Origin of the sequence: Sediminibacillus terrae (assembly GCF_009602435.1) — a bacterium.
Taxonomy (GTDB): Bacteria; Bacillota; Bacilli; order Bacillales; family Amphibacillaceae; genus Sediminibacillus; species Sediminibacillus terrae.
Map to the genome: position 1 here is coordinate 166,653 of NZ_VZDQ01000027.1, position 20,146 is coordinate 186,798.

The window sequence follows — 20,146 nt, forward strand, 5'->3', positions numbered from 1 at the left end:
TGAAGATCAATGGCACGACCCAAAAAAGAAGGGCTCGATTATTTTCCTTTGGATGTAGATATTGACCAAAACGATAAGGTTGCATTGATTGAAGCAAAACACGGAGTGGTTGGTTTTAGTGTGATCGTTAAATTGTTCATGAAAATTTATAAAGAAGGCTATTTTTATAAGTGGACAGAGCGTGAACAATTACTCTTCTCTAACCGAGTTAATGTCGACATTAATATTGTTAAAGACGTAGTTATTGACAGCATTGAGTGGGATTTATTTAACAAAAAACTATACCAGGATCATGAAATATTGACCTCACAAGGCATCCAGGAGCGCTATTTAGACGCAATTACCAGGAGGAAAGAGGTCAATTTGGTAAAAAGTTTTTTGTTGATAGACCCCTTGGAATATATAGGAAGCAGCCGGATTGCAGTATATGTCGTTAATGATGACGGAAACCGAGTTAATGTAAACATTAACTCAACTAAGCAGAGTAAAGGTAAACATAAGTCCGGCAATAATCCCCAAAGTAAAGTAAAGGAAAGTAAAGTAAAGGAAAGTAAAGTAGAGGAGAGTAGTAGTAGGGAAGAATCGTCAGCAGCCTCACCACCCGATGCTATTGTTTTTTATCAAGAGAACTTTGGCCCTATAAGACCCTACATGCAGGAAAACATGCTTAAGTGGATTGACGATTTTGGAAATGAAGGCGAAGAGATGTTGATCGAGGCAATGACTAGGGCTATGAAAAAAGGCACAACATCCTGGCGATTTGTGGAGTCGATTTTAAAGGACTGGATCAATAAAGGAATAACCACAAAAAAACAGGCAGATGCCGAGGAAGTAGAATTCCAAAACAGCCAAGGACAGAGGAATAGTCGTTCAGGAAAAAGAGAGATTGTACCTGAATGGTTTGAGAATCGCAAAAATAAGAACCATCACGGACAGGAGTCATCTCAAGAAAATGAACAAACGGATGAAGACTTGGGAGAAATGATAGCTGACTACTTATCGCAAGGCTGACTTGGAATAAGAAGGACATCGATAGAGATTAAGATAGAGACTTGTTTCCAAGTCTCTATAGACAAAAAGGAACATGTGTTCCCCTTAATTATATTAGCATAATGAGAGGGGAAAAGAAATGACTTTACTAAAAAACACGATTTACAACAATGAATGCATCCAAGGAATGAAAAAGGTTCCTGACAACTCTATCGATATGATTCTTTGTGATCTTCCTTACGGAACTACCAACTGTAAGTGGGATGAAATAATACCGTTTGACGAACTATGGGAGCAGTACAAGCGAATTATTAAAGACCATGGGGCTATCGTATTAACGGCAAGCCAACCATTTACCAGTAGACTGATTAATAGCAATTTGAGTTGGTTTCGTTATGAGTGGGTTTGGAAAAAAGGCAGACATACAACTGGTTTTCAGAATGCAAAGCGCATGCCTTTAAAGAATCATGAAAATATATGTGTTTTTTATAAAAAACTGCCAACCTATCATCCTCAAGGGATCGTTCCATTGGTTAAAGTAAGGAAAAATAAAAAGAAAAGAATCTCTGGGGTTTTTAAAGAAAATGATCCTAGTTTGTTGAAAGAGTACACCACAACACACACTAATTATCCGAAATCGGTTTTAGACATACCTCGTGAAAGTGGTACCTTTCATCCGACGCAAAAACCTACTGCATTATTTGAGTATTTAATTAAAACTTATACCAATCCAGGAGATGTTGTTTTGGATAACTGCATGGGTTCCTGTACTACTGCAGTTGCCGCAGATAATACGAGGCGCAATTGGGTAGGTTTCGAATTAGACAAAGATTTCTGTCATAAGGGTTTGAATCGCATAAACGAAAATCGAGAAAAATTAAATTTGCCCTACGTTTCGATAGGTACTCTAGAAATCTAAAAAAAGGGGGATTCTATATGAATCTAACATCACTCAGTGAACGAAAAAGGCAGCGAGAAGCTGCTGAAAACAGGAGTAGAATGGAAAATCTGCTTTACAAGATGGGGCATTTCCACGCTGCTGATGGTACACCGATTGAAAAACTAAGCGTCAATGACCTAACAGCTGAATATGTAAATGAAAGCTGCCGTGCAACCAAAATAAAGCAAGCCCAGAATGGAGACCGCCTATGACTTATACAGGCAAACGGGGCATGTCCTTCGAGAACACGATTACTTACGCCAATAATGTATATCTGAACAAGGGGGTTGCGGTGATCAATAAGCGGCCTACTCCAGTAAAAGTGACGAAATCAAAAGGTACTAGGGTGCTTTCTGGATTCTTTGAAGAAAAATCTACGGTTGATTTTGACGGTGTTTATAAAGGGCGAGCGATTTACTTTGAGGCAAAGTCTACTAAAAACGATACCAGGTTCGATTTAAAAAATATCCACAAGCACCAGGTTGATTACATGTATGAAACACAAAAGGCAGGAGCTCTTTGCTTCTTCCTCATCGAATTTAGGGGTGCTAGAGAGGTGTTTTTGGTTCCTTTCGACTTCATACACCATTACGTCGTAAATGCAGACAGAGGGGGACGGAAATCGATACCTCGAGAAGATTTCAACTATTACTCGGCTGGACTGGTAGAAGCGAAGAACGGAGTGCCTCTTGATTACCTGAGCATTGTGGAAGCTTTATTATGCCAGTCTGACAGACAATGAACTGCGGATAGAATTTCAAAAATATAACGATGAAAAATCGGGAAAGAAGGTCTAATCCATGTTGGAAATCAGGGTTAAAAATAAGCAGCAGAGCGCTGTCATCAAGATGGAACAAGAGGGGGAAGAACTGAAACGAGGGGCAATCAATAAGGCACTCTCGTTCCTGGATACATACCAGGGTGAAAGAACAGTATCTGCTCCAAAAATAACGATTCAGGAAAAGCCTAAAAAGCCAGTTAAAACAAATAAAGGACCCCTCGAAGAGGAGACTAAAGAGAACCAAGTGGATCCGTTGGACGACATGATAGAGAAGACTTTTCGTCCAAGGAATCGACAACTGCCATTAATCCGTCCAAGCGAATCTCCTGCCCACAGGGATGAGAATGACTGCAGGGCTAAAATAAACTGTCCTTCATGTGATACGGAATCTCATCGATACGTTAAGTTTGGATTTCGATATACGTTCTGCCCGGGCTGTAATGAAAAGCTCCACTTGAAGAGCGCTACAGGCAAGTGGGGAGAAGAAGACGACGACGGAAATGTTTATCTGGCCTTTGAAGAATACCAGGAGGTAAGTGAGCGGCACTAAGTAAGTGCCGGCTCGGTTACAAAGGGAGAGAAAACCATTGAAAGGTATTTGTGTAGATCCGTCACAATCAGCGTTACTTGAGGAAAATAAGGAATATTTTATTTTTCCGAACGGCGCTACAGCTTTCTATGTTTCTAAATTCAATAGAAAGGGCGCGCATTTTGGATGTTTCCAAGCTGATAGATTCGAAGTAATAGCTGAAGACTCAACGGTCGAAAAAGCAGCTAATGAACCTCCGGATAAAGTAGATTCAATCACATTCGAAAAAACCGGGGAACAACCTCCTATCGAAAATATGGAGCTGCAACTAAGTATTTTCGACATCGAACCAGAAGAAACGGGAGAGAAAAACAGTGGTTATATCCTGGTACAAGCGCTCATTCCGGAAGATCTTATCTCACCAGTTCACTGCACTTCCAGCCCGAAGAGTAAAGCATTTAAGAAAGTGCAGCAGCAATGGGGCGATTATGGCCGATCGATTCAAAATCAATATAAATGCTCTTGGGCTGAAGCTACCAAAATATTAGAAAAACATCGTGACAATCAGCAGCCGATATCACTCAGTATTCATCCAGGAAGTGACTTTCGACCAGAAGTAAAGTGATTTATTGGATGAATAACGACCAGACGCCCGGCAATTTAAACATTTATATAATATGGGGGATTATTACGTGCGATCTAAAGAATTAAATGTAGAAGTAGAAACAATGTCGATTGCTCCACAGCAAATAGAGAGAGGGAGAGTGAAAATTATAATTTTAGACGGCGTACAGGGGAGAGCAAAGGTAACTGAGGCAGTTGAACATGGTTCTACTATTATTGAGACAGCTAAAGGAAAAACGACTAAAATAAAATTTGAGGAAGGGGAACTTTTTTAAGTCAAAATAGACAAATTTCCACAGGAAATCTTATAATAGACCCATACAAAAAATGGGAGGGATTTCCTGTGAGTAGTACACAAGATGTGGGTTATTGGTCAATTGCAACACAAAAACACTTAAAAAAGTATCAGAGTGATAGCGCTAATTTTGACGAATTTGATGCTCTTCATGTCTCTGGAAAAGCAGGTCGGTTAATTGGTATGTTACGAGGTAACAACAAAATAGAATCAATGCCAAAATTAAAGAAAATGGCAGGAACTATTGGTATAGGAGGATTTGAGTTAAACAATATTCTTCCGGTATTGGAAAAAGTTTCTGATAAACAAATCGAAGTAAAAAGAAATACCTATGATGAGATTATAGGAATAGAAGAATATGTATATACTAATGAGGACGTACTTAATATATCCGGCAGTCTTTTTGAATACCAAAATCCATCGGATATTCAGAGAATAGCGGTTCATTCCTTAGGTGAAACAAAAAAGTTACCTCAATTAGAAATAGAGTTGATGCAAAAACTTCATAAGCTCGGTTACTCAGATCAGGATATAGAAATCTCATGTGCAATACAACAACAGTTTAAATTGCTTCAAAAATTTGATAAAGGTAAGGAACCAATATATAGTAACGAGTATGTATGGGGGACCAATCATCATAAAATTGCTTATGGCATCAAGGATCTAGATATAGCTGATAAAGATGATCTAACCGCTCTAATAGATTCTATACAAAAGAAACAAGGGTTTCCCATTGAGGATTTACCTCCGATAGCACCAAATTTATTAAACCTTGCATTAAAAACGGGAATAATAAACCCTACTATAGTAGCAACTAATAGAGGCATCAAAAAAGAATTTGGTTTTAGCTCTAACCTTATAGGTGAAGGTTTATATAATGACGATATACTAGATGATGTTAAAATACTTCTGGCGTCTATGCGTTTTAGTGAAAGATATACTCAGTATTCAAAGATTCACGATCTGAATTCATTTTTAAGAGCTTTAATTGATAGAGATAAAGTAGGTCCGCATTCCGCCAATGGTACAGATTACATACTTTTAGAGAAAAAAGGAATAATAGAGACAATTCCAGATTCTAAAGGAAAATATTTTATGAGATTACTTAAAAAAGATGTCGGGGAGGCAGCTCTGAAGATAATAAACGAGCCAAATTTTGATATCCAAACAGAAGTTGAACCTATTAACGCTAACAGGTTTAACACACAGGGCGAGTTCATTTCACCTGAGGAAATTCGAATGTCTTATAGCGAATCACCAGAAAATATAAAAGAAGCAACAGACCACTTACTTAGAACGGTGAGAGGCGAAACTATTTAATTGGGGGAGGTATTATGACTAAAGAACAAGGAAAAAAACAAAAAGGATTTAATAAAGGGGACTACTTAGAATATAGAGCAAAGAGATTGTTATTTCATATGGGTTACTACACTACTCAAGGCGTTATAGTTAAAAGTAGTTTGAAAGATGCATATGATGTTGTAACTGATTTAGATGTATATGGTGTTTATATACATAAAGATTTTCGAAAAAAATCAGTTTGGTTGGATTGCAAAAGTGGGTTTACGAAGCCATTAGAAAGAATTTCGTGGATAAAGGGTGTTAAACAAGAAGTCGATGCTGATGATGCGATTTTTATTACAAAAAGAATTAGAGATACAGTAAAAACTTTTGCGAGAGATTCTTCTATTCAAATATTTGATAGGGATATGTTATCTCAAATTGAAGAATCCTATGGTATTGGAGAAGATGATTGGAAGGGTTCCTGGAATCCTGATACTATGAACAATAAAATTAAAACTTTCTCTCAGCTAAATTCACCAGATAATAAACATTTCAAAGATATAGCTAACTTTATTTCATCAGACTATTGGGCAATTGACTATTATTCACAAGTGAAAAAAGTTATTACTGCACTAAAGACAATAAATAATGAAACCCCCCCTTCATTGAGAGAAGAGGATTCAAAGGCTTTTATGTGGAGCATATATAAATTAATTATATTATTTACTCTTTCATTACTAAACATTTCAAGAGAATTATATTTTTTCTCTGAAGAAGAGAGAAATACACAGCTTCTTGATGGTCTTCTTTCCAGCGATATTCCATTAAAAAGGAGAAATGAAATCTTAAAGGCTTCCTATTCTTTGGCTTATGAGTTGGTAAGAGATAAATTTCCGGACACAAAATTTTCGTTTGATAAAGATATGATAAATATCGCGCCACCAAGTTACTTTGAAGCACTAAAAGATTTGCTATCCAGAGTTATAAAAAATCCGTTTACTTATTATGATATTTTACGAAGTATGGACTTTCTACTAATGGAATACGACTTAAATCAAAAGGGTTATAACGAAAAAGAAATTCTAAATTATTGCTCTAAGTTTGAGGAAAACAAGGTTGGTTTAAAGTCTATTTTTCATTTTATTAACCAAGTAACAGGAATTCCTAAAGACTATTTTCAAATAATTTCATAGGTCCAAGATAGGAAAGCCTGAGGACACTGATTAAGTAAGTTGCACATGCAGCTGCTTAGTTGGTGTCTTTTTTTATATTTTCAAAAGGCTATTGCGAATGCAACCAAATTGCAATTTCATACTAATTTTTGCAACTAAAGGAGAGATTTACATGATTATTGCATTTCAGATTTTACTCATGTTAGTCATTATCGTTTCATTTTGTTACATCGTTTCGGATGAAGAGAGCAGTAAAGAAAATAAGTTGAATCTAACACTCATTTGCCTTTCATCCATTGCTGCATTTGTCCTAAGTGGGGTGTTGTTATGAAATACTCCATTTATTTTAAATACAGTGAATACCGGCGGATTGGCAATACATCTAAACCTGTCACCAGAAGTAGATATGCAGAGGAGTTATTCAAGGAGGGAGCGGGATGGAAGAAATGAAATCTTGGATCGATGATATGATCGATGAATATAAGAGTGGCCGCAATGAATTAGAAAAATTAAAGCAATCCCTCGATGGCAAAAGTCCTCAAATTAAAGAGGACAGGAAGCTAGTGAACGGTATGATTAACGATATGACTTATTCACTCGATTGGCTAAAAAAAGGCCGTCGACCAGGTAACCGCAGAGGGCTGGATAGGCGAGCTGCTTACCAGCGTTCAGCCTATATGGAAATGGATATTCTGCCTTCCTTCGATCCCGTAAGTACAGAATTAACTGAAGAAACAAAAAAACGTCTGGTGGACGTGCTGCTGGAATTCTCCAACCGAGAAAGAGAATGTTATTTAATGCATATGGCTCAGGGATTCAGTTATCAGCAAATCGCTGATTTATTAAGCATCAGCAGACGTACAGTGCAACAATATGTCGAACGCGCAAAAAAAAAGTTAAAAAAATCGCTTAGTTTGACGTACAAATGACGTACACTTGCCACCTATTAGTGAAAGGGCTTTTGGATAGAGCACTAAATATAAATAGAATTACAGAATAAGACCGGGAGGTCTATTAAAGTATTTAATTTTAATATGTTAGTTATTAGAATTTCACTTTTAATAACAACTAGTACAAAGCTTCCTATTGTTGGTGTAAAATTGAGCTAAGGGAGGTATGAAAATGTCCAATATTGATGATGTGAGAAATAAAATAGATTTCAAAACACCTTTGGTACCAAAAGATTTTAAACTTCCTAGTGTGGCAAGTATGGTTAATACAGGATTATTAGAAAGTGTTGCACAAGAAACCTTAAAGATGAAGAATGATTATGAACAAGCAGTCCTCCAAACACTACAAAATATAGAGAGCAATACTGCTGATATCGGTAATTTAATATCTGTTGTGCAAAAGAATAAAGAAAACCAAGAAGAAGTTTTAGAAGTTTTAAAAAGTATAATGGAGATAACAAGCGTAAGGACTGAGGAAGAGGCAGACATTAAGTACAGAGAAGTAATGGATAAAGCAAATAAATTAAATAGTGATATCCAGACCATTGACAGCCTAATAACCTATGGAAAAACGATGTGGATTGGTATTAAAAATTACTATGGTTTTGGTGAATAAAACAAGTGTACCAATTGGGGCTTTCCCTTTTAATAAAAGTGTCTATCCTCCGATATAAAATAAGGGGGGATACTATGGATTTTGAGGTAGAGTTATTTGATTGGTCCCAATTATGGGAAGTCACTGGCCCTTTTATTATTATGGGTATAACAGCAGTTGTATTATGTGTGATAGCTTTAATAGTTATTTCAGTTATACCTAAAGGCATTGTTAAAGAGTTAGTGAGAGTGATAGCGATTGTTTGTGTGTTGGGTGGTTCTGTTCTTTCATTGTATATTGCTTCGCAAATATGGGGAGCTTAAAGGAAAAAACTCCCTTTTTGTCGAAGTAGTTCGACGAGGAGGGAGGTGAGAAATATGGAGTATAGCGAATTTAAGACATTGCTATCTGATGTCTCAATTGAAAACAGTATAAATCTTAGGGTATTAGAACACTTCGTAGAGACATTTGAACGTTTAGGTCTAGAAGCAAAGTTAAAGTATTTCTACCCAAAAGGTATATACAGAGATGAGAATATGGAACTGTTTTTCTTTTGTGAAAATCAAACAATCATAGTTCAGTTTAGTGATGGCGAGTTCAGCTTCCTGACCATAAAAAATAATCGAATTAAAGAGCTAGAACTGATAGTAAGCTCAGGATTCACGATTCAGCGAAAGCTTTTTTTATCTGTCGAAGGAATAGGAAATCCTATAAAGCTAGACTCGTCCACGGATACAGAGAGTAGTCATTCTCGTGATTTAGCTGAATCGATTGATGAAATATACCAGTACTTATTTAATGCGTCAACGTTGTAAGGGGGTTGAAAGATTGAGGATTGATTATCAAGGATTTAAAGAATTAATGAGAAAAAGCAGCTTTAGCGATTTGAGAATTGATGACCAACTCGAGTCATTGGAAATACTGGTAGAAGAAGAAAAGATAAAAGCATTTTATGCAAAGAACCTATTCGGTGGTCATGAGTTTTATGAAGTGGAAATTTATATATTTGAAGAAGACAGGGTTACTAAAATGTCTTTTGACCAACAAAGAGCAGTTAGAACAGTTGTAAAGAATTTCAGAGACATAGCAGAAACAGAGCTAATTTTTAATGCTAATGGTCAAGGTTGGATGAAGGTTATATTTAATGATGGGAAGAATTATACCTTTGATAGTGATAAGGATTTAGGAAACAAAAAAGTAGAATGCAGGGATAATATCTTATCAATATATAATTTATTGAAGGCGTAAATCTTTTCAGCATCCCAACCGGGGTGCTTTTTTCTATGCGTAACGTTACAAACGAGACAATGATACAAGGCGTTAGAATAATAACTTCATCTAATGTCCCCATCGTTGTCTGGTCTGTAACGTTAAAATGTATCGTTACAAAGTGAGGTGTATCGGAACATGCCGAGACAGAATAAAATCGAAAAACACGGCTGCCAGGAGATTGTTGCTGCAGGTATGAAAGAGGGGAAATCAGTCAGGCAACTTGCAGAGGAGTGCTCGGAATGGGCCGGAGAGAAAATCTCTCATACTGCAATTGCCCGATATGTCGAATCTTTAAAGAATAAAGAGCAGCAGCAAAAGAAGGAGGTCATCCAACAGGATCGCCGGCGCGTCCTGAAGACAGTTAACCAGGAGCTGGACATTATACAGATCCAGTATAAGACGACAGAAAAGCTGTTAGAGCGCTTCGAGTTGCTGGATGACTTACCGGAATTTGTGAATGATCGGATGGATGAATTGGTGAACCAGGTAGTTGAAAAACTGATGGCTGAAGAAGACATTACTCACCAATTAGAAAAATTCCAATCAGCCATGACAAGAGAGTTAAGTCGTAAGGTAACGGAGATCACCTCACTGAACAGGGAGCTGAGGGAAAACAGCAAGTTCCTAGCTGACCTAAGGGAAAGGGCTTTTGAATTTAGTTTAGTTCAAGAGTACCTTTCTCTTTTTATGGATTTATTTCAACAGGCAAATGAGGAAGCATACCAGGAAGCCATCCAGAAGGTTGCTGCAAATCCTCGAATGCAAAAGCTCGTTGACCAGCAGATGCAGCTAAGGGGTGAAAGCTGATGTGTTAGCGAATATCCATGATCGAATAAAAGAAACAGCAAAGCATACTGCAGAAAAAGAAACATTAACGCCAAAGCAACGGATAAATAGGCAGCTGTTTATTCGGACAAAAAACAAAGAGGTAATCAATTTAGAATTCAATCCTATTCAGGCTATTTATTGGGAGGATAAGACACAAAGGGATATTATCCTTAAGCCTCGTCAGTTGGGTTTTTCCACGCTCATATTGGCGGAGTTTTTTGACGATACGATTAACACACCAAACACCACAACCGTCATTATTGCACATGATGCAGACAGTACAAGAAAGCTATTTGATGCTGTCCAGTTTATGTATAACAGCCTGCCTGAACAAAAGAAAAAGGAACTTAATGACGGTAGAAGCAAGCCTAAGTACGGCAACCGGAAGGAATACTATTTTGAATCCATAAATAGCCGGATTTATGTGGGTACCGCAGGGAGTACAGACTTCGGTCGTGGTTCCACAATCAACAATCTCCATTGTTCCGAGGTAGCCTTCTGGCCGGATCCCGAAACACTAATGACTGGGTTGCTGCAGGCGGTACCAAGAGATGGCCGTGTTGTCCTGGAGACTACAGCAAATGGTGTGGGGAATTATTTTTATCGTACCTATCAGGAAGCGAAGGCGGGCGAAGTTCAATGGGAACCGCACTTCTATCGATGGTTTGACCATCCGGATTATCAGCTGTCACTTGAGAAAGGGGAGAAGCTGTCCCCAACAAAAGAGGAGCAGCGAATTGTAGATCAATACCATCTTACTCCGGAGCAACTGAAATGGCGCCGTTGGAAGATATCCGAAATGCCAGAGAAGGACGGGCTCTCGAAAGAAGAACGTTTCCTTCAGGAATATCCCGAGGACGATACCAGCTGCTTCTTAAGCTCTGGCCGTCCTGTTTTTAATATGAGCAAGCTGAAGGTACTGCTGGAAAAGGTACAGAACAATCCTTATGGCGCTTATGAAATTGATTATGAAAGCAGAAGCGTTTATGAGACCACTTCTTCAAGTCCGGAACTTAAGATATTCAAGCAGCCGGAACCTGGACATCGATATGTCCTTGCCAGTGACGTGGCAGAAGGGAAAGCGAATGGAGATTATTCAGCAGCTCATGTTATCGATTGGGAAACCAACGAACAAGTTGCCGAGATACACGGGCATTGGGATCCCGATATCTTCGGGAAGAAGTTGGCCGTTGCCGGCTGGTATTACAATACGGCACTAATTGGGGTGGAGAGGAATAACCATGGCCACTCCGTTCTTAATACGTTAATCAACCAGGTTGGCTATGAAAATCTATATCACCATGTCGATTATGATTCTGCAAATGGCGAGGAGAAAAAAGTACCAGGCTGGCCGACTGATAAGAAAACCCGACCAATTATGATGTCTGATTTGCGGACAGTCATGAGAGAGGAATCGATGATACTAAACAGCCCAGCGCTTTTAAATGAGCTATTTACCTTCATCGTAAATGAGAAGGGAAGGGAAGAGGCACAGTCAGGTTGTCACGATGACTTGGTGATGGCCTTGGCCATTGCTATTCAACTAAGGAAGTATATGCCGGCGCTGAAATATATTACGGTTCCACGTATTGGCGGCTGGTAATTGAAAGGTGGTGAATGAATGGGACCAATACAAACATACCGGGCATGGCGAAACAAAAGGCAAGCAAAAAAGTATTTCACAGGATTACGCCAAGCTGTTGCAACTCGACTGGAAAGTGGAAAGGCGACAACCGACAAGTGGGAAAAGCAATTTGGTTGGTATGAGGGCCTTGTAAGGCGTGATCAGTTGAGAAATAAAGATGTAATGGAATCCCTGCAACTGATCAGGGACCTTAACCCTGACGCATCGATGGCCATTTGGAATTTTCTTCGGCTAGGTAACCAGGGGCACGAATTAGAGTGTCTGAAGCCATCGGGAGCTCAATATAAACAAGGGCAAAATATCTTGGATGATTTGGCCAAACGTGTTGGAAAGCTATACGGGGGCGGAGCAGACCAACTTATCAACGTTCTTAACCTTACTGGTTACACGCAGGGAGCCATTGCCCTCGAGGTGGAACTTAACGAGGGACTAAATGATGTTGTAGATTTTCATGCGGTGGACCCGTCTACACTTGACTGGCGCAAGAACAAGGAAACAGGGGAAATGGACCTGGTACAACGGCAACAGGATGGTACTTACAAAATACTTAATCAGGAGCAAGTATTCTATTATCCTATTGATCCAGACATCGGTGATCCATATGGGAGAAGTCCAATACTTCCTGTACTGCAGATTATTTTCTTTCAGGTAGAAGTTTTGAAAGATTTAAAGGCTGTCGCCCATCACCAAGGTCATGCTAGGTATGATATCTCAATTGCTGAAGAGGCAATCATGAATAGTCTACCTCAATCTGTAGCTGCGAAAGGCCCGGAAGCGGTGCAAAGGTTTGTAAATGACTTCATCGACAACATTGAGAAAGGCTTTAAAGAGTTAAAGCCTGATGATAATTTCGTTCATCAAGATGCTGTTAAGGTCAGCATGGTCGGAGGAACTAGTGGAAAATCGATGGATGTTTCCAAGATAATTAATGTAATCAATCAGCAAGTCGTAACCTCCTTGAAGCAGCTTCCTATTCTTCTGGGGAGGAATGAAGGGACTACAGAAACACATGGTACCGTGCAGTGGCAAATCTATGTTGCCGGTATTGAAAGCATCCAGAGGGCTACTAAACGTGTCATGGAGCGGGCTTATAATTTATCTTTAAGGGTCAATGGTATAAATGCTAGGTCTCGGTTAACCTTCAACAAGCTAAGGACAACTGATAGACGGCAAGAAGCACAAGCCGCTCTTACAGAGACCAATATGTTGATTAAGCAGGTACAACAGGGATGGATTGATAATGATGAAGCAGCGGTATCGGCAGTCGGACATGAAGCTGTAGGAGAGCCGCAGGCACCTTCTACTCCCTTCAGGACTAACAGGTCTCGCCAAAGCAGAAACGCAGCGAGAACTATTAAAACGAAATCCTCACGGGCCGATACGGATGAGGAGGATGAGTTTGCGAAGGAACTTGAAACCGACTGGGCCTCCGATGTAGCAAAACTGACAACAGATGCCAAGAAGGCTTTTCATGAAATACTGCAAGACCAGCAAGCAACATATATCCAACGAATAGAAGAGGCGGACGCTCCACCGACACGGGTCTTAGTTGACAGTTATCAGTTCTTAAAAAGAAATAGGGCAGATGATGACAGACAGGAGATTCCGGAGGCTTTTAAAGAGTGGGTAAAAGTGAATATCCTCCATGATTCCGAAGAACAGTTGGAATTATGGGATGAAGAAGGCCGCGACTGGATAGAACAGGCGGCTATTTTAGCTGGTGAAGCTTCGATCTTGGAACTTGATCCACAGGCTGAATTTGATCAAAAAGATGAGCAGTTGCTAACTTGGTTGCAGGCACGATCCAGAAGGGATGCTGAATTAATTCAAGGCGTTACTGACGAGTATGTGATTATGACACTTTGGGATGTAGTGGAAGAGGGAAACTACAGTATCGCCAAGGCTGTAGAAGCTTTAGAAGTCCATTACGGTTTCGGCGAATCACGTTCAGCGGTTATTGCCAGAACTGAAATGATTTCTGCTGCCAGGGCAGGGCAATTCCAAGGAGACTATCAATCTGGCATGGTTATCGGAAAAACATGGCATAGTGCTCACCAACCAAATACACGGGATGCACATGCTGCAGCTGACGGCCAAACGGTTCGATTTGAGGAGACTTTCATTGTTGGCGGTGAAGAGTTGATGTTCCCAGGCGATACTTCTCATGGAGCTTCGGCCGAGAATACTATCCAGTGCCGGTGTTTTTACACAAGGATCCTCGAAGGCGAGGAAGATGATTTGGAGGCGAAGCTAAATGAATAGAGCAGAAAGACGGAGGACCGAACGAGCCCAGAAAAAACAACAGTATAACAACTTTGAAGAATTGCCTAGATTTGCACAACAACATCAGGAAAACATGGCTGCAGCTTTGGTGACAGCCGCAATCCAAACGTTGGCCGAAGAATTCGACTTCAATGCTGAGGACTTAAGCAAGTTTAACGAGGGCCTACAGCACAGGGCGGAGAGGATTATAAAAGTACCTGAAAGGGGGTGAGAAGTTGGGAGAAGAAACTAATATGCTACATTTGCCTGTGCGTCTTTCTGTAGACGATAACCAGGACGTGGATATGGAGAAAATTAATCGGTTTGCTTTAAACCCACTGAATGAAGAAGATATTTTCGCTTTTTCTGGCAATTGTTCCAATGACCGAATGGACTCTTTTTTTACAAAAATGGATCCAGTAACAACGCTCCGGAACTATTCAGAGGACTTGAAAAACGGTGTGGCACTCCAAGAAGGTCATAATATTTTCACCAATCCATATGGCCGTTCCTATGAAGGCATTCTGGTGCCGGCTACCGAAAGTGGAGATGATTATAATTCTGTTCGTGGCAGCTGGTACATCATTCGAGGATTAACTTTGAATGGAAACAAGACTGATGATACTGTCAAAGCCATTCAAGGCGGAATCATTCGTGATATGTCAGTAGGCTTTGGTGGTAATAAGCTATGGTATCGATGCGGATCCTGTGGCAGAGATTTGTGGGACTGGGAATGTCCACATATACCAGGTCTCGAAGACGAAGAAGGGCGAATGTCTTTTGCCTGGGTAGTCGATGCGAGACTCAGAGAAGTATCTACTGTTTACAAAGGTTCAACACCTGGAGCCTATATCGACAAAGCAAGGCAATATGTAGAGCAGAAAGAATTACCAGAAGAAAAAATCACGAAGTTAGAGCAGCGTTTCCAGACTCGATTTGAGAGAGGAAGCACTGCTATTTTTATGCCAAAAAGGGAGGAAAAAACAGATATGAGCCTATTAGATCAAATCAGAACAGCAATCCAGGAAGGGAAACTCGAAAAGCGATCAGTGTACGACGTCCTATCCGGGGAGGGAGAAACATTCCGTCAACCAGATGACGTTAAGCTACGGAATGAACTTGGGGAAGCGGCCACCGTAGAGGGTGTTAGGGCTCTCAAAAAAGAAGCGGAGCAAGGCCGTCAGTATTTTGCTGATACCGTTGATGAAGCTGTGAAAGCCCGGGTACGTGCGCAAGGTGACAAGTTCAACGAGGAAAAGTACCGTCAGATGCTGACACGGACAGCTGACTTGGAATACATCAAAGACGAAATTGAAACCTATAATCGTTTGGCCAAGGATGGTCTTACACCTGGTCGTCAAACAGAGGTAGATGATCCAGGAACTCGTGGAGTTGGAGTCCCTAGTGATGACGATGTAGTGGTTTCAGAAACTTATGAAGGAGATGGTAAATAATGTTGTTTAAAAAAGGCGGAGTTGTACCAGATGATTATGGCTTGTCACTGACTGTATTTGCTGTTGAAGCAACAGAAGAAAATCCCGTGACAGCAGGAACACCTTTAAAGCTAGATAATTCTGGAGAGTACCAGGTCCTGAAATGCCAAGACGGAGACGCTATTCAGCTGGTTGCAAAGCATGCCGTTCAAAGCAAAGATCAACCTCTAGGGGCATATGCCTACAGTTTTTCTCGTAACAATGAGTTTACTTATAGCGGTGACATTTCTATTGGTGATTCTATTGTTGCCGATGGAAACGGCGGGGTCAAAAGAGCGGCGGATGTAGACGGAAACCCAGTTGATAATGGTACCTACGTTGCTCTAGTTGATGCAGGAAAATCTAAAGTTGAAGTTCTACTACCATAAGGGAGGAAATAGAGAATGCCATTCAAAAAAATTAAAAACAAACGCGGAGACACAGTTGAATTACAGACGGGTGCAGCATTGAAATCTCGTATGAAGGATATTGCCAAGAATGACAAAAGGTTATCGGTAATGGGAGATACCCTTGCCAGGGAAGATAGCTCCCTCCTTTTCCGAGCTTATCTTGAAGACGAGGGCGTAACTTTGAAGGATGCTGTTCGAGCCCTTGGGATTAACAACCTCGGTGTTGAGACCGTCCGTAGCTTGTATGAGAATGACAATACAAAGCCATTGTTCAATACCATCATCGAAGATGGAATCCGTATGGGCTTCCAAAAAGCTGGCCGTGCTGACCAGTTGATTGCCAAGACTATTCCGATTGATCAAATGACATATGGCTACTACACCATGGAGGACCCTGATAAAGAAGAACTGGACTTCAAACTGGTTGGACAAGCGGCTCCTATTCCAGTAGCTGTTATCAAGCTGGATGATAAGCACACAGTTCGGGTTTACAAGCGTGGTTCTGGTGTGGAGATCACTGACGAAGCGAAGTCTATGAATATCGATTTGCTACAGCTGCATTTGCAATTGCGTGGCCAACGGATGGGGCGGACAGATGAATATCTTGCGGTTGAGCGTCTTTTGAACGGTTACTACAAAGATGGTACAGATGCTGCTCCTACACTGGGTGTTAAGACAGCAAATGACTTCAAGTTGACCGATATGTGGTATGCCGGCCAGTACATGCAAGATAAGTACGGATTTACACCTAAACTTGCTGTAATGAACCTGACAACTGCAGAAAAGTGGTCCTCTCAAAAAGAAGATAGCGGTAACCTTATCTTCTTGAATGAATTGAAAAACGGCCAAATCCCTGAACTGGTTAATTCCAAGCCATTTGTATCTGACCAAATGCCGGACAATCGCATCATGTTGGTTGATACTGATTTCGCGCTTGCTGAATATGAATACAAAGGGCTGTCGGTTGAAAATGATCGTAACGTTAAAACACAGGTGGAGGGCTCTTATGCTTCCAAGTCCACCGATTATATTCCGTTTTCCAAAAATGCCAGGATGATTGTAAATCTTGATCAAGCTAGATAAGGAGGGTTAACCAATGGCCAAACCAGATCTAATCAAGGAAGTTATTGAGGAGTTTCCAGAAAAAAATTTTAATGCGGAGCAATTGAACAAAGACTACACGGTTCAACAACTGGAGGATCTGCAGGAAAAACTCCGAAAAGAAAAAGGCAGCGCAGATGGCGATGATGACAAATCCGAGGAAACAACCGAAGCAAATACTGCAGATACTTCTTCTGCCAACACAGAAAAGAGCAACGAATCCGTAAACAAGGAACAACAGGATTCTGCTTCAAAGAAAAAGTACCGACTGAAAGACCCTTCCACCCAATACGCGGAGAAGGGTTTTACTTTGGCCGGAAAACAGGTGAAAGAGCTTCCGGAAAACCCTTCATCGGAATTGCAAGATCGAATTGATGTTGGGTTTATCATCGAGGTGAAGTAGCATGTTTGCTACAGCAGAAGAAGTTAAGGAGAGGGCCTCTTTTGAAGAGGTTTCCTCTCTTTCTAATGAAAAGCTGGAAAACTATATATTGAGGGCTGAAAGATGGATATTCCGAGCGACCGGAGTAGATTATTCGAATGAAGAAGACATTGGCATCCTAGAAGATTTAAAAGTTGCTACTTCTCATCTAGTAGATTATTTATGGCTTTGGGACCAGCCAGATATCAAAGAAGCGTTAACTAGCCCTTATGATTCAGAGTCCATTGGGTCATACTCTTTTCAGCTCAAAAATCTTACAACCATGAAAAATGCAGTACCAGGTGAAAAAACCGGAATTAAGGAACTGGACAATATCTTAGAGGATTTAAAGCCTGCTTTTACAGCTCCTAACTTTTTTCGCGTTTCTGGTCCATCGAGGTGACAGGATGAGATTTAAATCGCTTCTGAACATGGAATGCAAGCTACTGGAAAAACAGAGTGTTGGTACTGACCAATATAACAGGCCGATTAAAGATTTTGTTCCTGTAGTAGAGGGTTTGGGTTGTCGCGCAGATAAAATGAAGCGCCGCGTTTCAAGAGATGAGTATGGAACAGACATCATTGTAGAAACTATTCTGTTTGTCGATCGAGACGTTGAGATACAGGATGAGCATAAGTTTAAAGACATCAAAGAAAAAAAGACAGGTAGAGTGACTTATCCAGGAGTTTATAAAGTGAAAGACATTGCTCCGGTCTATAAACGATCTTCGCTTCATCATTACGAAATCACTTTGGAAAAGGAGTAATCGATGTGGGTGATATTAAATTTGATATGAAGATTGATCGCAAAGCCTATGACTATTTTCGAAGGGAGTTCCCGGAGAAGCTAGGGGAGGCAAGAAAAAACATGGTGGAGGCTGCAGGCAAAGTATGGGCAGATGAGGCTAAATTAATCACAAGAAACGATGACCACATTGATACAGGCTTGTATGTTAACTCTATTGGATATAATACCGGATCTCCAGCAAGCGAAGCGGATGTCCTTCACCAATTAGACGAAGGAAGCAGCAAGACTGTCCTTAGCACAGGCTCCAATGTGTCCTATGCTACAGAGTTGGAAAAACGGTACAACATACTCGCCAGGGCCTTAGATGATGCAGAAGATAGGATGGGCAAAGTGGCAGAAACGCAGGCTAAAAGGACGTTGTTCGGATGATTGATTATGTGAGCCCAATACCAGCTGCAGTTCAATTATTGGATGTAAGGATGGAGATTCCGGTAATCGGCAATTCTTTCCCGAGAGAACAGACCTATCCGGCCGTCTTGTTGAGAGCTGCCGGCGGTACAGGCTATAGCAGAATCCAGGTGATTAGCAGAGCGGAATCTGACATAGACGCTGAGCTTAACATGGCCAAAGCTATAAATCTGTTAGAACGCTACGCTTACCTGATGGAAGGAATAAGAGTTATATCCTGTATAAGAGATTCCAATCCTATTCCCAGCATAGATGACGACACTGGAAAACCGGAGTTTTGGTGCTATATGCGATTAGAACATTTAGAAGGGTGAGGTGAACAACTTTGGCTGAAAAAGAAAAGAAAATAACGAAACTTGTTTGCAAGGGCCCCAGGAATGAGCGTAATGGGGCTCTTTATTTACGCTTTAAAAGAGAGGATAAGCGAAAGGCGGATTTACTTGTTTATCCTGGTGACTCTCTTATTGTAGGGAAAGACGTGACGGAACAAGAAGCAAAGAAGCTTTTGAATAATCCCACTTGGAAATTTGAAGGAGTGAAGGGAAATGCCTAACGATATTTATAATGTGAATTCGGCGGAAGTGATTGGCGGTCCGGGGCGGTTAGTTTGGGCCCCTTATGGAACAGAGGCGCCAACAAAAATCAGCGATGTCATGAACCTTTCATCCCCATATGATTTGAATGATCCTTGGACAGATGTTGGGGCTACTAATGAAGGTATCACTGTAAACCGTAGTTTTGAAACAGAAGATGTAACTGTAGACCAATCCATTGCTCCGATTGATGATGATATCACTGGTTGGAACCACACTTTATCTACTCAGCTTGCACAGAACACGGTGGAAAATAGAAAGTTGGCTCTAATTGGCAGCACCATTGAAGAGGTGCCACCGGAAACGGGTACAGCAGCTGCGCTATCAAATGATGTTGCTGCAGGTGCTACCACCTTAAAAGTTGCAAGTACGACAGAGTTTAGCGAGGGTGGATGGCTCCAAATCGGCGAAGAAATCAAGAGAATCAGTAAGGTATCTAGCGACTCCATCTATTTGGCAGAGCCTTTAAATACGTCTTATACAGCGACGGACGAAGTGACGCCCATTACAGAACTCGGGTACAAACGTATCGGATATGGAGCTGTAGAAGATCGTCCAATGATTATGCTTGCACTTATTAACCAGAAAAAAGATGGTTCGCTTTATATGAGCGTGTATCGTAAATGTAAAGTTTCCGGAGACGACAAGGAGCAGAACTTCCAGAAAGCCACCAGGTATCTGCCGTTGAATTTGGCAGCATATCCTGACGATACTGCACCAACAGACGAAAATGTTTATTACGAAATCGACCAGGTGAGATAGGAGG

Annotated in this window: 28 protein-coding genes; all 28 read left to right on the forward strand. The window is 40.6% G+C overall.

Annotated elements, in window-relative coordinates:
* Nucleotides 1-9 precede the first annotated feature (9 nt).
* The 28 genes from F6X55_RS17745 (at nt 10) to F6X55_RS17880 (ending at nt 20,142) form a co-directional block, all read left to right on the forward strand.
* Nucleotides 10-1,011, forward strand: a complete 1,002-nt coding sequence (locus tag F6X55_RS17745; RefSeq protein WP_153465064.1) for a Lin1244/Lin1753 domain-containing protein — start codon at nt 10-12, stop codon at nt 1,009-1,011.
* Nucleotides 1,012-1,129: 118 nt separating this feature from the next.
* Nucleotides 1,130-1,909, forward strand: a complete 780-nt coding sequence (locus F6X55_RS17750; protein ID WP_153465066.1) for a DNA-methyltransferase — start codon at nt 1,130-1,132, stop codon at nt 1,907-1,909.
* Between the two features lie 17 nt (nt 1,910-1,926).
* Nucleotides 1,927-2,142, forward strand: a complete 216-nt coding sequence (locus tag F6X55_RS17755) for a hypothetical protein (RefSeq protein ID WP_153465068.1) — start codon at nt 1,927-1,929, stop codon at nt 2,140-2,142.
* On the forward strand, nt 2,139-2,672 hold the full coding sequence (locus tag F6X55_RS17760) for a Holliday junction resolvase RecU (protein ID WP_153465070.1): 534 nt from the start codon (nt 2,139-2,141) through the stop codon (nt 2,670-2,672). Before F6X55_RS17755 ends, F6X55_RS17760 begins: the two co-directional genes overlap by 4 nt.
* A 58-nt stretch (nt 2,673-2,730) precedes the next feature.
* Nucleotides 2,731-3,261, forward strand: a complete 531-nt coding sequence (locus F6X55_RS17765; RefSeq protein ID WP_153465072.1) for a hypothetical protein — start codon at nt 2,731-2,733, stop codon at nt 3,259-3,261.
* A gap of 37 nt (nt 3,262-3,298) precedes the next feature.
* Nucleotides 3,299-3,865, forward strand: a complete 567-nt coding sequence (locus tag F6X55_RS17770; RefSeq protein WP_153465074.1) for a hypothetical protein — start codon at nt 3,299-3,301, stop codon at nt 3,863-3,865.
* A gap of 67 nt (nt 3,866-3,932) precedes the next feature.
* The gene (locus F6X55_RS17775) at nt 3,933-4,139 is read left to right on the forward strand and encodes an XtrA/YqaO family protein (protein ID WP_272914952.1); all 207 of its coding nucleotides are present in this window, start codon (nt 3,933-3,935) and stop codon (nt 4,137-4,139) included.
* A 68-nt stretch (nt 4,140-4,207) separates the two neighbouring features.
* Nucleotides 4,208-5,479: a hypothetical protein gene (locus F6X55_RS17780; RefSeq protein ID WP_153465078.1), complete on the forward strand. Its 1,272-nt coding sequence runs from the start codon at nt 4,208-4,210 to the stop codon at nt 5,477-5,479.
* Nucleotides 5,480-5,493: 14 nt separating this feature from the next.
* Complete coding sequence (locus F6X55_RS17785) at nt 5,494-6,636, forward strand: hypothetical protein (RefSeq protein ID WP_153465080.1); 1,143 nt, start codon at nt 5,494-5,496, stop codon at nt 6,634-6,636.
* 416 nt (nt 6,637-7,052) lie between these two features.
* Entirely contained in the window at nt 7,053-7,544 is a 492-nt protein-coding gene (locus F6X55_RS17790; RefSeq protein ID WP_153465082.1) for a sigma-70 family RNA polymerase sigma factor, read from the forward strand.
* 193 nt (nt 7,545-7,737) lie between these two features.
* Nucleotides 7,738-8,181 carry a hypothetical protein gene (locus F6X55_RS17795; protein WP_153465084.1) on the forward strand — a complete coding sequence of 148 codons (444 nt, stop codon included), beginning with the start codon at nt 7,738-7,740 and terminating at the stop codon, nt 8,179-8,181.
* A 74-nt stretch (nt 8,182-8,255) separates the two neighbouring features.
* Nucleotides 8,256-8,483, forward strand: a complete 228-nt coding sequence (locus tag F6X55_RS17800; RefSeq protein WP_153465086.1) for a hypothetical protein — start codon at nt 8,256-8,258, stop codon at nt 8,481-8,483.
* A gap of 54 nt (nt 8,484-8,537) precedes the next feature.
* On the forward strand, nt 8,538-8,975 hold the full coding sequence (locus F6X55_RS17805) for a hypothetical protein (RefSeq protein ID WP_153465088.1): 438 nt from the start codon (nt 8,538-8,540) through the stop codon (nt 8,973-8,975).
* A 13-nt stretch (nt 8,976-8,988) separates the two neighbouring features.
* Nucleotides 8,989-9,408, forward strand: a complete 420-nt coding sequence (locus F6X55_RS17810; RefSeq protein ID WP_153465090.1) for a DUF3908 family protein — start codon at nt 8,989-8,991, stop codon at nt 9,406-9,408.
* Nucleotides 9,409-9,567: 159 nt separating this feature from the next.
* Entirely contained in the window at nt 9,568-10,239 is a 672-nt protein-coding gene (locus F6X55_RS17815) for a hypothetical protein (RefSeq protein ID WP_153465092.1), read from the forward strand.
* 1 nt (nt 10,240) lies between these two features.
* Entirely contained in the window at nt 10,241-11,863 is a 1,623-nt protein-coding gene (locus F6X55_RS17820; protein ID WP_161993114.1) for a terminase large subunit, read from the forward strand.
* Nucleotides 11,864-11,881: 18 nt separating this feature from the next.
* The gene (locus tag F6X55_RS17825) at nt 11,882-14,167 is read left to right on the forward strand and encodes a phage minor head protein (RefSeq protein WP_153465096.1); all 2,286 of its coding nucleotides are present in this window, start codon (nt 11,882-11,884) and stop codon (nt 14,165-14,167) included.
* Nucleotides 14,160-14,399 carry a hypothetical protein gene (locus F6X55_RS17830; protein ID WP_153465106.1) on the forward strand — a complete coding sequence of 80 codons (240 nt, stop codon included), beginning with the start codon at nt 14,160-14,162 and terminating at the stop codon, nt 14,397-14,399. The genes F6X55_RS17825 and F6X55_RS17830 overlap by 8 nt, the downstream gene beginning before the upstream one ends.
* A gap of 4 nt (nt 14,400-14,403) precedes the next feature.
* Entirely contained in the window at nt 14,404-15,621 is a 1,218-nt protein-coding gene (locus tag F6X55_RS17835; protein WP_153465108.1) for a hypothetical protein, read from the forward strand.
* Nucleotides 15,621-16,028 (forward strand): hypothetical protein, encoded by a 408-nt coding sequence (locus tag F6X55_RS17840; protein WP_153465110.1) that lies wholly within the window; start codon nt 15,621-15,623, stop codon nt 16,026-16,028. The genes F6X55_RS17835 and F6X55_RS17840 overlap by 1 nt, the downstream gene beginning before the upstream one ends.
* Nucleotides 16,029-16,043: 15 nt before the next feature.
* Nucleotides 16,044-17,132 (forward strand): phage major capsid protein, encoded by a 1,089-nt coding sequence (locus F6X55_RS17845; RefSeq protein WP_153465118.1) that lies wholly within the window; start codon nt 16,044-16,046, stop codon nt 17,130-17,132.
* A 13-nt stretch (nt 17,133-17,145) separates the two neighbouring features.
* On the forward strand, nt 17,146-17,553 hold the full coding sequence (locus F6X55_RS17850; protein ID WP_153465120.1) for a hypothetical protein: 408 nt from the start codon (nt 17,146-17,148) through the stop codon (nt 17,551-17,553).
* Nucleotide 17,554: 1 nt separating this feature from the next.
* Nucleotides 17,555-17,974 carry a DUF3199 family protein gene (locus F6X55_RS17855; protein ID WP_153465122.1) on the forward strand — a complete coding sequence of 140 codons (420 nt, stop codon included), beginning with the start codon at nt 17,555-17,557 and terminating at the stop codon, nt 17,972-17,974.
* 4 nt (nt 17,975-17,978) lie between these two features.
* Nucleotides 17,979-18,338 (forward strand): hypothetical protein, encoded by a 360-nt coding sequence (locus F6X55_RS17860; RefSeq protein ID WP_153465127.1) that lies wholly within the window; start codon nt 17,979-17,981, stop codon nt 18,336-18,338.
* A 5-nt stretch (nt 18,339-18,343) separates the two neighbouring features.
* Nucleotides 18,344-18,748, forward strand: a complete 405-nt coding sequence (locus tag F6X55_RS17865; RefSeq protein ID WP_237648706.1) for a hypothetical protein — start codon at nt 18,344-18,346, stop codon at nt 18,746-18,748.
* Nucleotides 18,745-19,101, forward strand: a complete 357-nt coding sequence (locus F6X55_RS17870; RefSeq protein ID WP_153465129.1) for a hypothetical protein — start codon at nt 18,745-18,747, stop codon at nt 19,099-19,101. Before F6X55_RS17865 ends, F6X55_RS17870 begins: the two co-directional genes overlap by 4 nt.
* 11 nt (nt 19,102-19,112) lie before the next feature.
* Nucleotides 19,113-19,340: a hypothetical protein gene (locus tag F6X55_RS17875; protein ID WP_153465131.1), complete on the forward strand. Its 228-nt coding sequence runs from the start codon at nt 19,113-19,115 to the stop codon at nt 19,338-19,340.
* Entirely contained in the window at nt 19,333-20,142 is an 810-nt protein-coding gene (locus tag F6X55_RS17880; RefSeq protein ID WP_153465133.1) for a phage tail tube protein, read from the forward strand. Before F6X55_RS17875 ends, F6X55_RS17880 begins: the two co-directional genes overlap by 8 nt.
* Nucleotides 20,143-20,146 lie beyond the last annotated feature (4 nt).

Excerpts from the sequence above, each read along its gene's own strand:
- F6X55_RS17745 (WP_153465064.1), top strand. The coding sequence starts at position 10 with ATGGCACGACCCAAAAAAGAAGGGCTCGATTATTTTCCTTTGGATGTA.
- F6X55_RS17750 (WP_153465066.1), top strand. The coding sequence starts at position 1,130 with ATGACTTTACTAAAAAACACGATTTACAACAATGAATGCATCCAAGGA.
- F6X55_RS17755 (WP_153465068.1), top strand. The coding sequence starts at position 1,927 with ATGAATCTAACATCACTCAGTGAACGAAAAAGGCAGCGAGAAGCTGCT.
- F6X55_RS17760 (WP_153465070.1), top strand. The coding sequence starts at position 2,139 with ATGACTTATACAGGCAAACGGGGCATGTCCTTCGAGAACACGATTACT.
- F6X55_RS17765 (WP_153465072.1), top strand. The coding sequence starts at position 2,731 with ATGTTGGAAATCAGGGTTAAAAATAAGCAGCAGAGCGCTGTCATCAAG.
- F6X55_RS17785 (WP_153465080.1), top strand. The coding sequence starts at position 5,494 with ATGACTAAAGAACAAGGAAAAAAACAAAAAGGATTTAATAAAGGGGAC.
- F6X55_RS17790 (WP_153465082.1), top strand. The coding sequence starts at position 7,053 with ATGGAAGAAATGAAATCTTGGATCGATGATATGATCGATGAATATAAG.
- F6X55_RS17795 (WP_153465084.1), top strand. The coding sequence starts at position 7,738 with ATGTCCAATATTGATGATGTGAGAAATAAAATAGATTTCAAAACACCT.
- F6X55_RS17800 (WP_153465086.1), top strand. The coding sequence starts at position 8,256 with ATGGATTTTGAGGTAGAGTTATTTGATTGGTCCCAATTATGGGAAGTC.
- F6X55_RS17805 (WP_153465088.1), top strand. The coding sequence starts at position 8,538 with ATGGAGTATAGCGAATTTAAGACATTGCTATCTGATGTCTCAATTGAA.
- F6X55_RS17815 (WP_153465092.1), top strand. The coding sequence starts at position 9,568 with ATGCCGAGACAGAATAAAATCGAAAAACACGGCTGCCAGGAGATTGTT.
- F6X55_RS17825 (WP_153465096.1), top strand. The coding sequence starts at position 11,882 with ATGGGACCAATACAAACATACCGGGCATGGCGAAACAAAAGGCAAGCA.
- F6X55_RS17830 (WP_153465106.1), top strand. The coding sequence starts at position 14,160 with ATGAATAGAGCAGAAAGACGGAGGACCGAACGAGCCCAGAAAAAACAA.
- F6X55_RS17840 (WP_153465110.1), top strand. The coding sequence starts at position 15,621 with ATGTTGTTTAAAAAAGGCGGAGTTGTACCAGATGATTATGGCTTGTCA.
- F6X55_RS17845 (WP_153465118.1), top strand. The coding sequence starts at position 16,044 with ATGCCATTCAAAAAAATTAAAAACAAACGCGGAGACACAGTTGAATTA.
- F6X55_RS17850 (WP_153465120.1), top strand. The coding sequence starts at position 17,146 with ATGGCCAAACCAGATCTAATCAAGGAAGTTATTGAGGAGTTTCCAGAA.
- F6X55_RS17855 (WP_153465122.1), top strand. The coding sequence starts at position 17,555 with ATGTTTGCTACAGCAGAAGAAGTTAAGGAGAGGGCCTCTTTTGAAGAG.
- F6X55_RS17860 (WP_153465127.1), top strand. The coding sequence starts at position 17,979 with ATGAGATTTAAATCGCTTCTGAACATGGAATGCAAGCTACTGGAAAAA.
- F6X55_RS17870 (WP_153465129.1), top strand. The coding sequence starts at position 18,745 with ATGATTGATTATGTGAGCCCAATACCAGCTGCAGTTCAATTATTGGAT.
- F6X55_RS17880 (WP_153465133.1), top strand. The coding sequence starts at position 19,333 with ATGCCTAACGATATTTATAATGTGAATTCGGCGGAAGTGATTGGCGGT.